The organism is Rothia sp. HMSC062F03 (assembly GCF_001836905.1).
In the GTDB taxonomy this organism is placed as follows: domain Bacteria; phylum Actinomycetota; class Actinomycetes; order Actinomycetales; family Micrococcaceae; genus Rothia; species Rothia mucilaginosa_A.
Window position 1 is genome coordinate 509,263 of the sequence record NZ_KV830861.1, and the last position, 16,936, is coordinate 526,198.

Here is a 16,936-nt window from a genome sequence, read left to right on the forward strand (position 1 = left end):
CAGGACGCCCCACGGCGTCACCTGCCGGGTCTTTTTTATACCCGCTGCGGGGCGAATATGCGACCGTATCGTAACGAGAACGTCACGTAAGAAGACTTAGAGAGAACTCATGACGTAGTATCAAAGTGTAGATATTGTTCCGACGCCGCGACGCTTGAGCCTTCGTAGCCGTATGATGAACGATAGAGAGCCAATGGATACCCACGTTGCCGGGGGCTCTCGGAGCGTACCGTCACGCACCGGAGCTCGGCGACACCCGAACAAGGACACACCATGGATAACCAGAACCCCACCCCCGCTTCCGGCGGCGCCCAGGGCGGATTCGCCGCGGCATCGAACAATAGCGCTCCCTACGGCGCTTCGCAGGCTCAGCCTGGAGGACCCGGCCCCGCCCCCTCCTTCCAGCCCGCCTACGGTGCTCCGAACGGTCAGCCCGGTGCACCCGCGGGAGTGGCTATCGCACCCGCCGCGTACCCCGAGCGTGACGATACCTACCATCGTATCCCGGCCGAGTACACCGTCCCTGAAGAACACCGCCGCCCCTACGGCGACGCCACCAGCGATTTCCGCGGCCCCGGCTACTACTACTCCATCGGCGCCTTCTGCTCCGGCCTGGGAGCCCTGGCGCTCACCATCTACGCCTGGATGGTTGTGGGCCTGCGTGCCCTCGAGATGAGTGAGATGAGTAGCCGCGGCTACCGTTCCAGCTCGCTAGCCTACGACTCGACCTCGGTCGTCGGTCTATTCCTGACGGGCCTGATTCCCGCCGGTATTGCTATCTGGCTGGCCATCTATTCCGCGCAGGTCAATAGCGGCCACGTCACCAAGTACACCTCGAAGATGAACACCTTCAATATCTTCGCCTATGTCCTTGCAGGCCTGAGCATTCTGGCTTTGCTGGGCGTTCTATTCGTCGCTCTCTAAGAAAGCGATATAACGCAGGAAGGCGGCGGCACCCCGTATTGGGGTGCCGCCGCCTTTATCGTATGCGCGGCTCCGCCGAGATAAGTCCGGCGGGAGAAGGAGGCCTAACCCTCCGTGTTAAGGATTTGGAGGACCTGTTCCTGAACCGCTGCGGTATTACTGGCCACCAACGATACCGTCTCGGACGTACCGGCGTGCTCGGGCAGGTTGCCCTCGAGGGTAGAGGCAACGCCGCCGGCCTCACGGATGATCGGGAGGAGAGCCGCCACCTCGAAGAAGGAAAGGGCCGGATCCACCACGGTATCCACGGCCCCCTCGGCGAGCAGGCACGCCGACCAGAAGGACCCGTAGGCGCGGGAACGGCTTGCGGAACGTAGCAGGTGTAGCAGGCGCGGGGTGAGGTTCGGGACGGAGGAGCCAGCCTGCTCCCACGAGGCGATATCCGTGTACGCTACGGAGAGAAGATCAAGCTGCGTCACCTCAGAAACCTGAAGGCGGGTCGCCTGCGCGAGCGACTTGCCCGTGTACGCGCCAGAACCGCGAGCGGCCCACCAGCGACGGCCCAGCGACGGGGCGGAGACCACGCCCACCACAGGCTCACCCTGGTCCAGCAGAGCGATGAGGGTGGCCCACACGGGAACGCCGCGGCGGAAGTTATCCAGCTCCGCGAGGGGCGCAATAACCCACTGGCGCGCCGCCTGGCCGTTGTGGCCCGCGTGTTCGCCGGCGATGCCGTCGCGGGTGCGGACCCTCGACAGCTGAGCCCGCAACAGCTCCTCAATTTCTAGAGCAACCTCCAGCGCATAATCGGCGGGCGCCTCCGGCACGACCGGTTCGGGCTCGGCACTCCGCTGCGCGGCACGCTGCCAGGGTGCCAGGGGCGCGGACTCAGCGGGCTTCTGCTCCTCTTCGGGGATAGCGGGGCCGTCCTCCGCGGGGGAGTATGCGGGACGGTCACGGAAACGGGCGGAGCTGACCCGGTCCACGCTATCGGCCAAAATGTGCGCGAGACGCAGGTCGTCGGTGTACAGCGGGGTACGGCTCATGGTTGGTTGGCTCTTCTCACGGTAGTAATCGGTGTGTGGTTAGGCGAGGGCGCCCAGTTCCTTCTCGGAGTCCCCCTCCTCGGGGGTCAGCAGCAGGAGCTTGCGTAGCGACTCCAGACGCTCGGGGCCGCTGGGGCCCGCCTTCCCGGCGACCACGTAGGCTTCGAATCCGCAATCGGGGGCCTGTGCCGCGTGGGTGCATCCCTTCGGGCAGTCGGCGGCTCCGGGGGCCAAGTCGACGAAAGCATCGACCACGGTCTCACGCGGCACATGCGCCAGGCCGAAGGAGCGGATACCCGGGGTGTCGATAATCCAGGTACCCGCAGGGACCGGGCGGCCATCGCGCTCCACGGGGCGCAGGGCCAGGGCCGAGGAGGAAGTGTGTCGGCCTCGACCGGTCACCGCGTTCACGTGGCCGGTTGCGCGATCCGAACCGGTCAGCGCGTTCACCAATGTGGACTTACCTACACCCGAGTGGCCCAGCAGGACCGATACCTCGCCCAGCAGCTCCTGCAACAGCTCCTGCACGGGAGCCGACTCGAGGCCCTGGGCACCGTCCTGGCTGGGGGCCAGGCCGTCCGAGGAGGCCGAGAGAACAATCTTGAGGCCGCTGGCGGCGTAATAGTCCAGCAGATGCTGGGGGTAACGCACATCGGTCTTCGTGATGCACAGAATCGGTTCGATTCCGGCATCAACCGCCGCCACCACGGCGCGGTCGATGAAACCGGTACGCGGTTCGGGATTGGCCGCAGCGACCACAATGACGAGCTGCTGGGCGTTGGCCACGACCACGCGTTCCGAGGGGTCGGTGTCGTCGGCGCTTCTGCGTAGCACGGAGGTGCGTTCCCCCAGACGCACGATGCGCGCCAGGGTATCCTTCGCCCCCGAGGTATCTCCCACCACGTCCACGAAGTCGCCGGTCACAATCGGGGTGCGGCGCAGTTCCTTGGCGCGGGCGGCAATCAGAGTACGCTCGTTCTCGGTGCCCTCGTCCACGACCACGGACCAGCGGCCTCGGTCCACGGTAATCACGCGGCCGCGAATGGCCTCCTTGAAGGTGGGGCGGTCCTTGGTGCGGGGGCGGGAGCCCTTCTTGTTGGGGCGAACGTGCACATCCGATTCATCCCAATCGGAGAAGTCACGAACATTCATTCGGGAGGAACCCATTAGCTCACCTCCTCGGTGGTTTGTGCGTTCTGCGGGGCTTCTGGGGCCTCACCGGCCCACTGCGCGAGCATGCCCTCCCACATGGAGGTGAACTCGGGCATCGTCTTCGCGACGGTCCCCACGTTCTGCACGACGGTGTTGCCGCGGCGAAGGCCGACAATGGCCGCGAAGGTAGCCATTCGATGGTCGTCGTAGGTGCGGGCCACCACGGTCTCGGCGCGGGCCTCAGCGGGGATGGGAGCCTCAATCACGAGGCCGTCCTCGGTATCGCGGGCACGGCCGCCCAGACGGTTAATTTCGGCGGCCAGGGCGGCCAGGCGGTCCGTCTCGTGGCCGCGCAGATGCGCAATGCCGTGCAGCTCGACGGGGCCGTGCGCCAGCGCGCACAGGGCGGCCATGGTCGGGGCGAGCTCGCCTCCGGCCGACAGATCGTAGCTGAGCGGCCCCTCCGGCAGGGAATGCGGGCCGGTCACGGTCAGAGCACCGTCGCGATACTCGACGCGCGCACCCAGGGTCGGCAGAAGCTCACGCCACATATCGCCGACCTGCGTGGTACCGGCCGAGGAATCAGCCGCGGGGGCGGGCCAGTGGGGAACGCGCACAGAGGCGCCTGTGGCCACGGCAGCAGCCAGGAACGGGCCGGCATTCGACAGATCGGGTTCCACGGTGACCTCGAATCCGGGGAAAGAACCGGGGAAAACGACCCAGCGGTACTCGCCACCCTCGGCGGGGTAGTGCTCCTGCACTCGAACGCCACGTTCGCGGAGCGCCTCAACCGTCATCTGAATGTGCGGAATCGAGGGAACCGAGGAGCCCTCGTGCACGAGCACGAGCCCCTTCGGCAGGCGCGGAGCCATGAGCAGAAGCGCAGAGACGAACTGGGAAGAGGAAGAAGCGTCGATGCGCACGACGGGAGCCTCGTCCACCGGCACGGAGGCCAGGCCCGGGGTACGCAGAATGAAGGGTAGAGCATCGGGCGCTTCGGCGCAGTCCATGCGCACGCCCAGCTGGCGCAGACCCTCCAGCACGGGGCCCATGGGACGCTGGCGTGCGTGAGGGTCGCCGTCAAAGGCGAACTCACCGGGTAGCAGGGCCGCCAGGGCGGGTACGAAACGCATCACGGTGCCGGCCAGACCGCAGTCAATACTGACGCGGTGAGCCTCGCGAACCCCGGAAGGCTCGGCTGACGCGGAGAAATCCAACGGGGTAACCCGCAGGTCGGGGCCGAAGGGCGAATCGGTGGGAATGAGCTCAACCCCGGCACCCAGGCGGCGTAGCGCCTCAATCATGAGGGCAGAATCGCGGGAGTGCAGAGGCGCGCGTAGGTACGAGGGAGAATCGGCCAGAGCGGCCAGGAGCAGGTATCGGTTTGTGAGCGACTTTGAACCGGGGATATGCACCGTCGCGTGACGGCCGAGGGCCGAAGCGGGGGCTGGGGGAGCGGGCCAATCACCCGCGGACAGCTGCACTGATGCGTCGCTCATAAATCCTCTTCCAAATCGGCATGCTACGGAGGGTAGCCCGCACTCGGCGGAATCCGTAGCCGGTCTAGGTCTATTCTACCGGGTGAAGGTTTAGCGCACCCCGCCGGAACCCCCGGATGAGACGGGCCTGCCCGGTGCTCGAGGGGAGCGCCGGGCAGGCCCTATAAGAAAAGCTGAAAAGCAGAGTGGGGAGACTCAGTGCCTAGCGGTGCACCTGCTCGCAGAAGTCTCGCACATCCTGCAGCAGACGGCTCTTGAGCTCCGCGGGAGCTTTCTGCGCGCAGGAGGAACGCATCTTCTCGCGGAGCGCCAGCTCAAAGTTCTTGACATCGGTGCACTCGGGGCAGGCGGTGAGGTGGCGCTGAATCGTGCGCACCTGTTCGCTGCTCAGCTCGCCGTCCAGGAACTCGTAGAGCTTCTTGAGGGTCGTGGAACAGGGTTCGCCGCCGCAGTCTTCTGAGGGGGCGGTAGAGGTATTCGGGGTATCAGACATCGGAGGTTCCTTTCACACGGAAGGTGTAGGGGGAAGCAAGTGGGGCAAACGTTTTTTGAGGGGGCTAAACCGATTTGGGGGAGGTTTTCGCCGCGGCCTTGGCTGCCGAGGCGGCGGCCTTCGCCTCAACCTTGGCAACCGTGGAGGGGCGCAGACCGTTCTCCCTCGCGTAGTCGAGTAGCTTTTCTCGCAGGATGCGTCGTCCTCGGTGAAGACGGGACATGACCGTACCTATCGGGATGTCCATAATCTCGGCGATGTCCTTGTAGGCGAAGCCCTCGACATCGGAGTAGTACACCACCATGCGGAAATCCTCGGGGAGGGAGCTCAGTGCCTCACGCACCTCGGTGCCCGGCAGGGAGCTCAGCGCCTCGGCCTCAGCCGAACGCAGACCCACGGCGTCGTGATCGCCGGCAGCGGCCAGCTGCCAGTCCTCGACGGTTTCACCCTGACTCTGCTGCGGTTCGCGCTGACGCTTGCGGTACAGGTTGATGTACGTATTTGTGAGGATGCGGTACAACCACGCCTTCAGGTTCGTACCCTCGGTGAACTGGTGATAGGACGCGAAGGCCTTCATATAGGTCTCCTGCACCAGATCCTCAGCATCGGCGGGGTTGCGGCTCATGCGTAGGGCCGCGCTGTAGAGCTGGTCCACGTACTGCATGGCCTGTGCGGTAAAACGTTCACGTAGCTCGCGGGTGTCCTTGGCACTGACACTCTGAGTGTCTGCGGTCTCGGCCATGATTCCTCCTCTCTACGGGAACGCTCCATACGGTCACCGTAGAACATAACGTCTGATTTGGGGCTTTATTCCCCGCACCCGGGTGATGGGGGGGGGTAAAGCAAAACCCCGGGTTCGAATAGAAGATTCGATACGCCGGGGTTTTAAAGTGTATGCAAGATACCTTATGCGTTGGGGCGCTTACCGTGGTTTGCGCCGCCCTTACGACGGTCCTTGCGCTTACGACCGCGCTTGCTCATGAGAGCCTCCTTATAGTGTTCATGGAAACACGCCCCACCTTCGCGGTGCGCGTTCCTCGTTAACTGCCCTGTGAGAGGCGGTCACCGAAAACCGGTGGTCCACGCTATAGGGGCAACGCCGTCTATTTTTTCATAGAAACGGCCTGATTGCATCTTGGAACCGAGATATGAGCGAAAAAACACGAAGTTTCTTCGCCTTCCTCTTCCAAAGGATTAGCCGTGCTCCGGGATGTTCAGCCAGTTGTACCAGCCGCGGTGCAACACGAGCCAGGCCATGAGGCCGTAACCGGACTGGCCGGGGCGACCGTCATTTGCTGCCAGGTCGTTGCGCCACTGCTCGTGGTGCAGCAGCGGGTTGAAGGTGTCCACGTACACGTGGTTACGGCGGGTCACGACATCGGCGTATGCGGCCGACAGATCGGCGATGCGGCGGTTACGCTCGGCATCCAGGGTCGGAGGGGGACCGACGACCAGAACCTTGATGTTGTTCTGCGAGGCCATGTCCACAATGTTAGCCAGGTTCAAGCGGGAGCGTGCGCTGGTCAGACCCAAATCGATGTCGAAGGTCGACGGAGCGATGACAAGGCGGTTGTCGGCGCCCGGAATAAAGCGGCGGCGGGCCTCCTCAAACCAACGAGCGTTGAGCTGTTCGCTGCCTTCATTGGGTGCGGCCAGGTTGTACGCCGCGATGGATGCGGTGGTCTGCGGGGTGCGTGCCATGACGCGGCCGAACCAGCCGAGGGTACGGGGATCGCCAACACCGGCGAGCAGGTCATCGCCGACTGCCACAATTCGAATATTGCGTTGCTCCACGGAATTCTTTCTTCTGCAGGATGGACCCGCCGTGAGAGGCGGCGGGGCACGTGAGTAATAGTCTTTATATCTAGGATAAGCGCTTACGGGCCGGTTTTCGAACTTAATCCCCTATCCACAAGCATCCGAGACCAAAAACCCGTCGCCCCACCAGGCGTACCTGACGGGGCGACGGGTTGTGAACGGTTAGAACTTCAACCGTTTAGCCTTCGAAGACCTGCTTGAGCAGAGCCTCGTTCTCGGCGGCGTGCAGCTTACCGGTACCGGCTGCCGGGGAAGCAGCGGCCGGGCGGGAAGCCAGACGCACGCGGCGGTCGAGCAGCGGCAGCAGGTTGACCGCCATGAACGGCCACTGGCCCTGGTTGGCCGGCTCGTCCTGAGCCCACACAAGGTCGGTTGCGTTGGAGTACAGGGCAAGCTGTTCCTTGACCTCCTTCTCGGGCAGCGGGTACAGCTGCTCCACAGAGACAATCGCGGTCTTGGTGTCGCCGCGGCGCTCGCGCTCGGCCTCCAGATCGTAGTAGAGACGACCGGACACGAAGACCAGGCGCTCCACCTGAGCCGGGTTAATGCCCGAACGGTCGCCAATCACCGGCTGGAACGAGCCCTCGGTGAAGTCCTCAACCGAGGATGCGGCGGCCTTCAGACGCAGCAACTGCTTGGGGCTGATAACCACCAGCGGCTTGTACGGACGGTGCTGAGCGTGGCGGCGCAGCAGGTGGAAGTGCGAAGCCGGGGTCGAGGGGACCGCAACGGTCATGTTGTTCTCGGCGCACAGCTGCAGGTAACGCTCGATGCGTGCCGAAGAGTGGTCAGGACCCTGGCCCTCGTAGCCGTGAGGCAGCAGCATAACCAGCGAGGAGCGCTGGCCCCACTTCTGCTCGGAGGAGGAGACGAACTCGTCGATGATGGTCTGGGCACCGTTGGCGAAGTCACCGAACTGAGCTTCCCACACGACCATCGAGTCGGGGCGCTCCACCGAGTAGCCGTACTCAAAGCCGAGCACGCCGTACTCCGAGAGGAAGGAGTTGTAGATACGGAACTTACCCTGGTTCTCGGAGAGATGCTGCAGCGGCGACCATTCTTCGTCGGTCAGGTGGTCGTGCAGGACCGCGTGACGCTGAACGAAGGTACCGCGCTGAACATCCTGACCGCTCATGCGAACGTCGGTGCCCTCCAGCAGCAGCGAACCGAAGGCGAGCAGCTCGCCCATACCCCAGTTCACGTTACCGCTACGGCCCATCTCAACGCGCTGGTCCATGAGCTTCTTCAGCTTCTTGTGGACGGTGAAGCCCTCGGGAGCCTTACCGAAGGCATCGGCAATGCGCTGGAGAGTCTCCAGGGAGATTGCGGTCTTGCCGGCGTGAACCACCTCGGTGTTCTGCTGAGCAGCCGGCAGTTCCAGACCGGAAACGTGTGGAGCGGTCGGAGCCGGTGCCGAGGACTGGGTCTCGACGAAGATAGCGTCCAGCTTCGAGTGGTAGGAATCCAGAACCTCGTCTGCCTCCTCCTGGGAGACATCGCCACGGCCCACCAGATCCTGTGCGTACAGGGTGCGGGTCGAAGGCAGAGCGTCGATGTCCTGGTACATCTTCGGCTGGGTCATCGACGGGTCGTCGGCCTCGTTGTGACCGCGGCGGCGGTAGCAAATCAGATCGACGACCACGTCGCGACCGAAGCGCTCGCGGTACTCGAAGGCCAGGCGTGCGGCGCGGACCACGGCATCCGGGTCATCAGCGTTGACGTGGAAGACCGGAGCCTTAGTCATACGCGCAATGTCGGTGGGGTGGGTTGCGCTACGGCCGTCGTTGGGCAGGGTGGTGAAACCGATCTGGTTGTTCACCACAACGTGCACGGTGCCGCCGGTGGTGTAAGCCTTCAGGTCAGCCATCTGCAGGGTCTCCATGACGATGCCCTGGCCAGCGAACGCTGCGTCACCGTGAATCAGGATGGGCAGAACCGGGTGGCCCTCAACGCCCTGCTCGCGATAGACGTCCTGCTTAGCGCGGACAATACCCTCGAGCACGGTGTTAGCGGCTTCGAGGTGCGAGGGGTTAGCGGCCACGTACACCTGGGTCTGCTTGCCGGAATCGGAGGTGAAGACGCCCTCGGTGCCGAGGTGGTACTTCACGTCACCCGAACCGCCCTCGTAGGGAGCGGCGGTTCCGGAGAACTCACGGAAGATCTGAGCGTAGGACTTGCCCGCGATGTTGGTCAGCACGTTCAGGCGACCGCGGTGTGCCATACCGATGGCAACGCCCTTCAGATCCTTGTTTGCTGCCTTGTCAAGAACGGCATCCAGCAGCGGAATCAGGGATTCGCCACCCTCGAGGGAGAATCGCTTCTGGCCCAGGTACTTGGTCTGCAGGAAGTGCTCGAATGCCTCGGCCTCAACCAGCTTCGAGAGCACGCGCAGCTGCTCTTCGCGGTTGGGCTTGGTCGCACCGTGCTCCAGACGCTCCTGGAACCATGCGCGCACCTCGGGGTCTTCGGAGTACATGTACTCGACCGAGAGGGAACCCGAGTATGCCTCGTGCAGACGCTCCAGGATGGTGCGCAGCGGCAGACGCTCGGCGCCGCCGAAGCCACCGGTCGGGTAGACGCGGTCCAGATCCCACAGGGTCAGGCCGTAGCGCTCCAGCTTCAGGTCCGGATGCGAACGCATCTTGTAGCCGACGGGGTTGGTTGCCGCGGTCAGGTGGCCGTGCACGCGGTACGCGTGAATCAGCTGCTGAATACGGGCGACCTTCGAAATCTCGTGCTCGTCGTCGATGTGGTTGTCGCGGGCCCAGCGCACCGGCTCGAACGGGATGCGCAGGTCGCGGAAGATAGCGTCGTAGAAGTCATCGCCGCCGAGCAGGTAGTGCTCGACCAGCTTCAGGAACTCACCGGAACCGGCGCCCTGAATCACGCGGTGATCGTAGGTGCTGGTCAGGGTGATAATCTTCGACAGGCCCTGCTGAGTAATCAGCTTCTCGGACAGACCGCGGAACTCAGCCGGGTACTCAAGAGCACCCACACCAATAATGGCGGCCTGGCCCTTCGACAGGCGGGGCACCGAGTGAACGGTACCGATACCGCCGGGGTTGGTCAGCGACACGGTGGTGCCGCGGAAATCCTCGATGGTCAGCGCGCCGTTACGGCCGCGCTTGACGATGTCGTTGTAAGCGTCCCAGAACTCGCGGAAGCTCAGCTGCTCGGCACCCTTAATGTTCGGAACCACCAGGTTACGCGAACCATCGGGGCGGGGGATATCAATTGCCAGACCGAAGTTCACGTGAGCGTTGTGGACGGCAACGGGCTTGCCCTTCTCATCCACGTTGTAGGTCACGTTCATGGAGGGCATAGCCGCAACGGCGCGGATGACCGCGTAACCAATAATGTGGGTGAAGGAAACCTTGCCGCCGCGGGTGCTGGCCAGGTACTTGTTGATGGCGCTACGGTTCTCAATCAGAAGCTTGGCGGGGACCGCGCGAACAGTCGTAGCGGTGGGGACGGTCAACGACTCTTCCATGGTCGTGACGACTGCCTTAGCAGGGCCACGCAGGGGGACAATCTTGTCTTCAGCAGGTTCCACGGTATTAGCTTTCGGAGTAGCAGGTGCGGGGGAGGGGGTAGCAGGCGCTTTCGTAGGCTTCGATGCCACGGGAGCGGTGGGGGCTGCAGGAGCCGCCGGAGCGGCGGCGGGAGTTGCGGGAGCAGCCGGTGCGGCTGCGGCGGGGCTCGGAGTACTCGCGGTACCGGCGCCTCCCAGCGCCTTATCGATGGTCTCAAAAATGGGCCACCATGAAGGGTCCACGAGGTTCTTGTCCTTCTGGTAACGCTCGTACTGTTCTTCAACGAACCATTCGTTACCGGCAAATTCCTCAGGCACCAGATGTTCTGGCAGATTTGGCACGTTAAACGCCTCTTCCAATTAGTGTGAATTTATCCGTCGCGTCCGGGACTCACCCCGGCATAGACGACCCGCGTCTTCGAGGGGCGAATCATCACGCTGAGCATGTGCGCATCGCCTGCGGTAGAGGCCGTATGTGCGGGGTGTGCACCGTACAAACCTGCCTAGCGTGCCGTGAACTCCGGAGTTCATCCGCTTGCTTGGCGGCACACTCATGCTCCTATGTATAAGTGTAGAGAGAATCACCGTGAAGTTTCCACCTGAGAACAGTATGTAAACAATGCAATTTTTCACTCAACACGGTTCAAATAAGCTAAGGGCCGCCATAAAGCCCCTCACGAGGCCTTCCGCCCAGAACGGAACCGACCCGGAGCAACGAGGCGGCCCGGAACCTTCGCTAGAATATGGGGTATGGATGACCCTTCGAGTACGAACGTACACACAGACCAGCGCGGAGTACCCGCACTATTCCGCGACCCGACCGCTACTCTACCCGTGCTCGGCGCATCGCTCCGAACCGAGGTGGTGACCGAATGGATCTGATTCTTCTGCTGATCGGGCTATTGCTCATTCTTGGAACCGGATTCTTTGTGGCCGTCGAGTTCTCTCTCGTGGCCCTCGAAGCCGCCACCGTGCAGCAGGCCAAAGACTCCGGCGACAAGGCCGCAGACGCCGTCCTGCGCTGCCTCAAGACCCTATCCACGCAGCTCTCCAGCTGCCAGATCGGCATCACTATCACCACCCTGCTTACCGGTTACACCCTCGACGCCGCCATCAAGGCGCTCACCACGGACGCCATCGGTAGCCTGGGCCTGCCAAGCGGATTAATCGACGTTCTTACCCTCGTCCTCGCGATGCTCATCGCGACCCTGCTGTCCATGGTGATGGGCGAACTGCTGCCCAAGGGGCTCGCCATCGCGGACCCCTACAACGTGGCCCGCCGCCTTGCCCCGTTCCAGCTGAACTTCACCCGCATTATTTCGCCGCTCGTGCGCATCATGAACGGCTCCGCAAACTGGATCCTGGGCCGCTTCGGCATGGAAGCCAAAGAAGAACTCTCCGCCGCCCGCACCCCCGACGAGCTCTCCTCGATGGTGCGCCGCTCCGCTAAGGAAGGTACCCTCGACTCAGCCGTAGCCCGCTTCCTGGACCGCACCCTGCGCTTCTCCGAGCTGACCGCCTCCGAGGTCATGACCCCGCGAGGCCAGGTCTCCATGCTCGAAGACACCGCACCCGTCAGCGATATCATCGAGCTGGCACGCTCCACCGGCCACTCCCGATTTCCGCTCTACAAGGGCGACCACGACAACATTGTGGGTGTTGTGCACGTCAAGAAGGCCGTGGGCGTTCCCCCCGAAGTGCGCGGCACCCTCGAGGCCGGCGCGCTCGCCGAAGACGTTCTGCAGGTTCCCGAGACCCTGCACCTGGACGCGTTGCTCACCCAGCTGCGCCAGGGAGCCCTGCAGCTTGCCGTGGTCCTCGACGAGTACGGCGGAACCGCGGGTATCGCAACGCTTGAAGACCTCGTTGAAGAAATCGTCGGCGAAGTCTCCGACGAACACGACCGCGGACGCACCGAGCGCCCCCTGCGCTACGGCAACGGCGACTGGATCTTCTCCGGCCTGCGCCGCCCCGACGAAATCAACGCCCTTATTCCCGGACTCGAGGTTGAGGAAAGCCCCGAGTACGAGACGGTCGGCGGCTTTATGATGGATCGACTCGGCCGCATCCCCGAAATCGGCGACACCGTCCCGGTCACCGGGGGCACCCTGCGCGTTGACGCCCTCGAAGGCCGGCGCGTTGACCGCATCCGATTCACCCCCGACTCTGAAGAAAACTCGGCTCACGAGGACACCGCACCGAAGAAGGGAGTACGCGCATGAACGACTGGGTAGCCATCGCACTGCTGGTCCTGCTGCTTGCCGGAAACGCCTTCTTCGTCTCCGGTGAGTTCTCCATCATGTCCACCCGACGTGCACAGGTCGAGCCCCTCGCGGAGGAAGGCAACAAACGGGCGCAGACCGTCATCTACGCCCTTGAACACGTCTCGCTCATGCTCGCCACCTGCCAGCTGGGCATCACCATCTGCTCGCTGCTCATCCTGAATGTCTCGGAGCCTGCGCTACACCACCTGCTGGAGATGCCCATGCACCTGGTTGGCCTGCCTACCGCGGTCGTCGACGTGCTGGCCTTCGGCATCACCCTCATCCTGGTGACCTACCTGCACGTCATCTTCGGCGAAATGGTGCCCAAGAACGCAACCGTCACCCTCGCCGCCCGAGGCCTGGCTCTCTGGGTTGTGCCGCCGCTGGTGCGTGTCTCCAAGGTCTTCGCACCCATCGTGGCTCTGCTCAATAACCTCTCCAACAGCCTGCTGCACCTCATGAATGTCGAAGCTAAGGATGAGGTTGCCTCGACCTTCACCCTGGGCGAGCTGCAGACCATCGTGGCCACCTCGACCGCCGAAGGTACCGTGGAGGATGACGCCGGCGTGATCGAGGGCGCCCTCGAGTTCACCGAGAAGGAAATCTCCGACATCATGGTGACCGGTGACAAGCTCGTCACCTTGCCCTTCGGCAGCACCCCCGCAGAGCTGGAGCACGCCGTGGCCCGCAGCGGTTACTCTCGCTTCGTCATCACCGACAGCGACGGAACCTACATGGGATACCTGCACGTGAAGGACGCGCTCGCCGTCTCCCCGGAGCGATTCAACGAGCCCTTCCCCTGGTATAAGTTGCGCTCTCTGGATACGCTCTCGCCGACCACGGATATCGACGATGCGTTGACCTCGATGCAGCGCACCCGAACCCACATCGCGCAGGTCATGGACAGTCACGGCCGCACCCTGGGCGTGGTCTTCCTGGAGGACGTGCTCGAGGAGCTCGTCGGCGAAATCAACGACACCACGCAGGACGAGGTGCGCGAACGTATTCGCCGTCAGCGTGCCCGTGCTGCGGGTCGGGACGCCGACTAAGGCGACGTCCGGCCCCTCGGCTCGGCTACTCGAGGACCCTACCCTCCGGTGACCGTCTGCGGCAGAAACGATGCCCCGTGCTTCAGCGCCCGCTGCCCTGAAGCACGGGGCATTTGCGTACCCGAACCGTCGATAAGGCATGCTTCCAAAGGACATCGAACGCGGGTATTCGCCCGGTCGGGACAACAAATAAAGAGTTGTTTATACGGGTATGCGCGTGGTGTAGTTAAGAAACACATCAGCAGACGAACAGAAAGAGAACGATATGTCACATCGCCCCATCACCCGCAAGCACTTCCTCACCGCGCTGGGATCCCTCGCGGCGACCTCCCTCTTTCTGACCGGCTGCGCCACCGAGAACAGCTCCTCCGGTTCGAGCGCCTCCGCTAACTCGAACGGCAAGGTTAAGGTGCTCGCCTCCACCGACGTGTACGCCGACATCGTTAAGCAGGTCGGTGGCGACAACGTTGAGGTCAGCGCGCTGATTTCCTCCACCGGCACCGACCCCCACTCCTACGAAGCCACCAGCTCCGACCGACTCAAGGCCAAGGACGCATCCCTGATCGTCATCAACGGCGCGGGCTACGACCTGTTCCTTGAAGACATGGCTGGCAAGGATAACGCCTCCCAGAAGGTCGTGAACGCGGTCAAGGTCAGCGGCAAGCTCACCGATGCAGAGTACGATCACCTCGTCGAGGACCACCGCGGCGGCGAACACCACGAGGACGGCGGCGATCACGCCCACGCTCACGAGTTCAACGAGCACCTCTGGTACGACTTCGAAACCGTCAAGAAGGTTGCCCAGCAGATTGCCGAGAACCTCGCCACCCTGGACTCCGCGCACGCTGAGGCCTACCGCTCGAACGCCGCCAACTTCGTCAAGGAGCTGGACGGCCTCGAAGCCTCCGCAAAGGCCATCTCCGGTGCGGGCAAGAAGTATCTCTCCACCGAGCCCGTACCCGATTATCTGATCTCCTCCACCGGCGCCGAGAACGCAACCCCCAGCGAGTTCGCCGAGGCTGTCGAAGCGGGTAACGACGTTCCCGCCCTCGTGCTGAAGGAAACCAAGGACCTTATCAGCGAGAAGAAGGTGCAGCTGCTGGCCTACAACGAGCAGACCGCCACCTCCCAGACGAACGAGGTGCTGCAGACCGCGAAGGGCGCTTCTGTAAACTACGTATCCTTCACCGAAACCCTGCCCGAGAACACCGACTACCTGGCATGGATGAAGACCAACGTCAGCAACCTCGAAAAGGCGCTCTCCTAAGTGACTGATAACAATAACGGTGCCACCCCCGCGATTTCGATTCGCGGGGGTAGCCTCGCTTTCGGGGCCCGCACCCTCTGGAAAAATCTCACCCTCGATATTGGGGCCGGGGAGTACTTCGCGGTGCTCGGCCCGAACGGCTCCGGCAAATCAACCTTCCTCAAGGTCATCCTCGGACTGACCGGTCTTAACTCCGGCGAAATTTCGGTGCTCGGCAAGCCCGCCCGCCTGGGTAACCCCGGTGTTGGGTACGTGCCCCAGCAGAAGGCAATCGATCCCTCCACCCCGATGCGCGCTCGTGACCTCGTGGGCCTGGGTGTGGACGGGTACCGCTGGGGTATCCGCCTGCACGGCCGCAAGTACCGTGCCAAGGTCGACGAGCTGCTGGAGGCGGTGGGCGCCACCGAGTACGCCAACGTTCCGGTGGGTCTGCTCTCCGGCGGTGAGCAGCAGCGCCTGCGCATTGCCCAGGCCCTCGCGAACGACCCAAAGATTCTGCTGGCCGATGAGGCGCTCCTCTCCCTAGACCTAAACCATCAGTACGCCGTGGCGGAGCTGATTCACCGGTTCAACCGCGAGCACGGAGTCTCGGTAATTTTCGTGACGCACGAGATTAACCCGATTATCGAGCACGTGGATCGCGTGCTCTACCTGGCCAACGGCCGCTTTACGGTTGGTTCGGTCGAAGAGGTTATGACGAGCGAGACCCTCACCTCCCTGTACGGAACTCCGGTGAGTGTGCTCAAGTCCAACGGCCGCTACGTGGTGGTGGGGGAGACCCACGCCAGCGATCACTGCCACGTTGAAGGCGGCGACCAGAATATCCACGGTGCCCACCTGCGAGTCGAGGCACAGCCCGGCGGCGCGTCCGGCACCCTGCACCTACCGGGAGGAACCGCTCGATGACCATTCTCTCTTCCCTCCCCGCGTTGGCCGCCGCTGCATCCAGCACGCAGGGTGATTTGCTCTCGCGCATCTTCGTGTTTGACCGTTACGGCGAGCTGTTGCATATGCTGCAGAACTCCATTTTTGCGGGTGCTGTGCTGGGCCTCATCGGTGGCTTCGTCGGCATCTTCGTGATGATGCGCGATCACGCCTTCGCGGTGCACGGCATTTCTGAGATGTCCTTCGCGGGAGCGGCCCTGGCCCTGCTTCTGGGCTACGACGTGGTCACCGGCTCCATGGTTGGCTCGATTGCCTCGGCCCTGCTGATTGCGATGATTGGGTCCAAGGCGAGCGAGTCGAACTCGGTGATTGGCACGCTCATGCCCTTCGGCCTGGGGCTGGGTATTCTGTTCCTTTCGCTGTATCAGGGTCGTAGTGCGAATAAGTTTGGCCTGCTCACCGGTCAGATCGTGTCCGTGGATGCCGACCAGCTGAACGCCATGATTATTGGTGCGGTGGTCATTATTGCCCTGCTGATTATTGTGTGGAGGCCCCTGAGCTTCGCCTCCCTCGACCCGGATGTGGCTCGGGCGAAGGGCGTTCCGATGCGCTTCCTCTCGCTGGTTTTCATGGTTGTGCTGGGTATCGCGGTGGCGCTGTCGGTGCAGGTGGTCGGTTCGCTGCTGGTGCTGGCCCTGCTGATTACCCCGGCGGCGGCGGCGATGCAGGTGACGGCTTCTCCGCTGCGCACGCTGCTGCTTTCAGTGCTTTTCGCTGAGGCCTCCATCGTGGGCGGCATTATGCTGGCGCTGGCCGGCTCACTGCCGATTAGCCCGTACGTGACGAGCATTTCCTTCCTGATTTACCTGGTGTGCCGTGTGATTGGTTCCGTGAAGCGCCGCCACAGCGCCTCGGGCCGTCATCTGGCGGCAAAGAACTAGCTTACGTCCGCAGACGTGAAAGAGCCCCCGCTCGAGTGAACTGCCTCCCGTTTCTTGGACAACGAA

14 protein-coding genes are annotated in these 16,936 nt (G+C 63.2%); 6 read left to right on the forward strand and 8 right to left on the reverse strand.

Going from position 1 to position 16,936, the window contains the following annotated elements:
• Positions 1-273 precede the first annotated feature (273 nt).
• Positions 274-924 carry a hypothetical protein gene (locus tag HMPREF2674_RS02120; protein WP_070824685.1) on the forward strand — a complete coding sequence of 217 codons (651 nt, stop codon included), beginning with the start codon at positions 274-276 and terminating at the stop codon, positions 922-924.
• Between the two features lie 104 nt (positions 925-1,028).
• On the opposite strand, the gene HMPREF2674_RS02125 is transcribed toward HMPREF2674_RS02120, so the two are convergent.
• The 8 genes from HMPREF2674_RS02125 to HMPREF2674_RS02155 all read right to left on the reverse strand — a co-directional run bounded on the left by HMPREF2674_RS02125 (position 1,029) and on the right by HMPREF2674_RS02155 (position 10,806).
• Positions 1,029-1,970 (reverse strand): inositol monophosphatase family protein, encoded by a 942-nt coding sequence (locus HMPREF2674_RS02125; RefSeq protein WP_070824686.1) that lies wholly within the window; start codon positions 1,968-1,970, stop codon positions 1,029-1,031.
• Positions 1,971-2,009: 39 nt separating this feature from the next.
• Positions 2,010-3,137, reverse strand: coding sequence for a ribosome small subunit-dependent GTPase A (gene rsgA, locus HMPREF2674_RS02130; RefSeq protein WP_070824687.1), 1,128 nt, complete (start codon positions 3,135-3,137; stop codon positions 2,010-2,012).
• On the reverse strand, positions 3,137-4,621 hold the full coding sequence (gene aroA / locus HMPREF2674_RS02135; protein WP_070824688.1) for a 3-phosphoshikimate 1-carboxyvinyltransferase: 1,485 nt from the start codon (positions 4,619-4,621) through the stop codon (positions 3,137-3,139). The genes rsgA and aroA overlap by 1 nt, the downstream gene beginning before the upstream one ends.
• A gap of 202 nt (positions 4,622-4,823) precedes the next feature.
• Entirely contained in the window at positions 4,824-5,114 is a 291-nt protein-coding gene (gene rsrA, locus HMPREF2674_RS02140; protein ID WP_049333289.1) for a mycothiol system anti-sigma-R factor, read from the reverse strand.
• Between the two features lie 64 nt (positions 5,115-5,178).
• Entirely contained in the window at positions 5,179-5,856 is a 678-nt protein-coding gene (locus HMPREF2674_RS02145) for a sigma-70 family RNA polymerase sigma factor (protein WP_049333287.1), read from the reverse strand.
• Between the two features lie 164 nt (positions 5,857-6,020).
• Positions 6,021-6,095, reverse strand: a complete 75-nt coding sequence (locus HMPREF2674_RS09660; protein WP_095343185.1) for a 50S ribosomal protein bL37 — start codon at positions 6,093-6,095, stop codon at positions 6,021-6,023.
• Between the two features lie 213 nt (positions 6,096-6,308).
• Positions 6,309-6,908 carry a GDSL-type esterase/lipase family protein gene (locus HMPREF2674_RS02150; RefSeq protein WP_049333285.1) on the reverse strand — a complete coding sequence of 200 codons (600 nt, stop codon included), beginning with the start codon at positions 6,906-6,908 and terminating at the stop codon, positions 6,309-6,311.
• A gap of 202 nt (positions 6,909-7,110) precedes the next feature.
• The gene (locus tag HMPREF2674_RS02155) at positions 7,111-10,806 is read right to left on the reverse strand and encodes a multifunctional oxoglutarate decarboxylase/oxoglutarate dehydrogenase thiamine pyrophosphate-binding subunit/dihydrolipoyllysine-residue succinyltransferase subunit (RefSeq protein WP_070824701.1); all 3,696 of its coding nucleotides are present in this window, start codon (positions 10,804-10,806) and stop codon (positions 7,111-7,113) included.
• Between the two features lie 530 nt (positions 10,807-11,336).
• Here HMPREF2674_RS02155 and HMPREF2674_RS02160 point away from each other — a divergent pair.
• From HMPREF2674_RS02160 to HMPREF2674_RS02180, 5 genes are all read left to right on the forward strand, one after another.
• Positions 11,337-12,686, forward strand: a complete 1,350-nt coding sequence (locus HMPREF2674_RS02160; protein ID WP_070824689.1) for a hemolysin family protein — start codon at positions 11,337-11,339, stop codon at positions 12,684-12,686.
• Positions 12,683-13,777, forward strand: a complete 1,095-nt coding sequence (locus HMPREF2674_RS02165; protein ID WP_070824690.1) for a hemolysin family protein — start codon at positions 12,683-12,685, stop codon at positions 13,775-13,777. Before HMPREF2674_RS02160 ends, HMPREF2674_RS02165 begins: the two co-directional genes overlap by 4 nt.
• 265 nt (positions 13,778-14,042) lie before the next feature.
• Positions 14,043-15,044, forward strand: a complete 1,002-nt coding sequence (locus HMPREF2674_RS02170; RefSeq protein ID WP_070824691.1) for a metal ABC transporter solute-binding protein, Zn/Mn family — start codon at positions 14,043-14,045, stop codon at positions 15,042-15,044.
• Positions 15,045-15,950, forward strand: a complete 906-nt coding sequence (locus HMPREF2674_RS02175) for a metal ABC transporter ATP-binding protein (RefSeq protein WP_049342792.1) — start codon at positions 15,045-15,047, stop codon at positions 15,948-15,950.
• On the forward strand, positions 15,947-16,870 hold the full coding sequence (locus HMPREF2674_RS02180; RefSeq protein WP_070824692.1) for a metal ABC transporter permease: 924 nt from the start codon (positions 15,947-15,949) through the stop codon (positions 16,868-16,870). The genes HMPREF2674_RS02175 and HMPREF2674_RS02180 overlap by 4 nt, the downstream gene beginning before the upstream one ends.
• Positions 16,871-16,936: the final 66 nt, after the last annotated feature.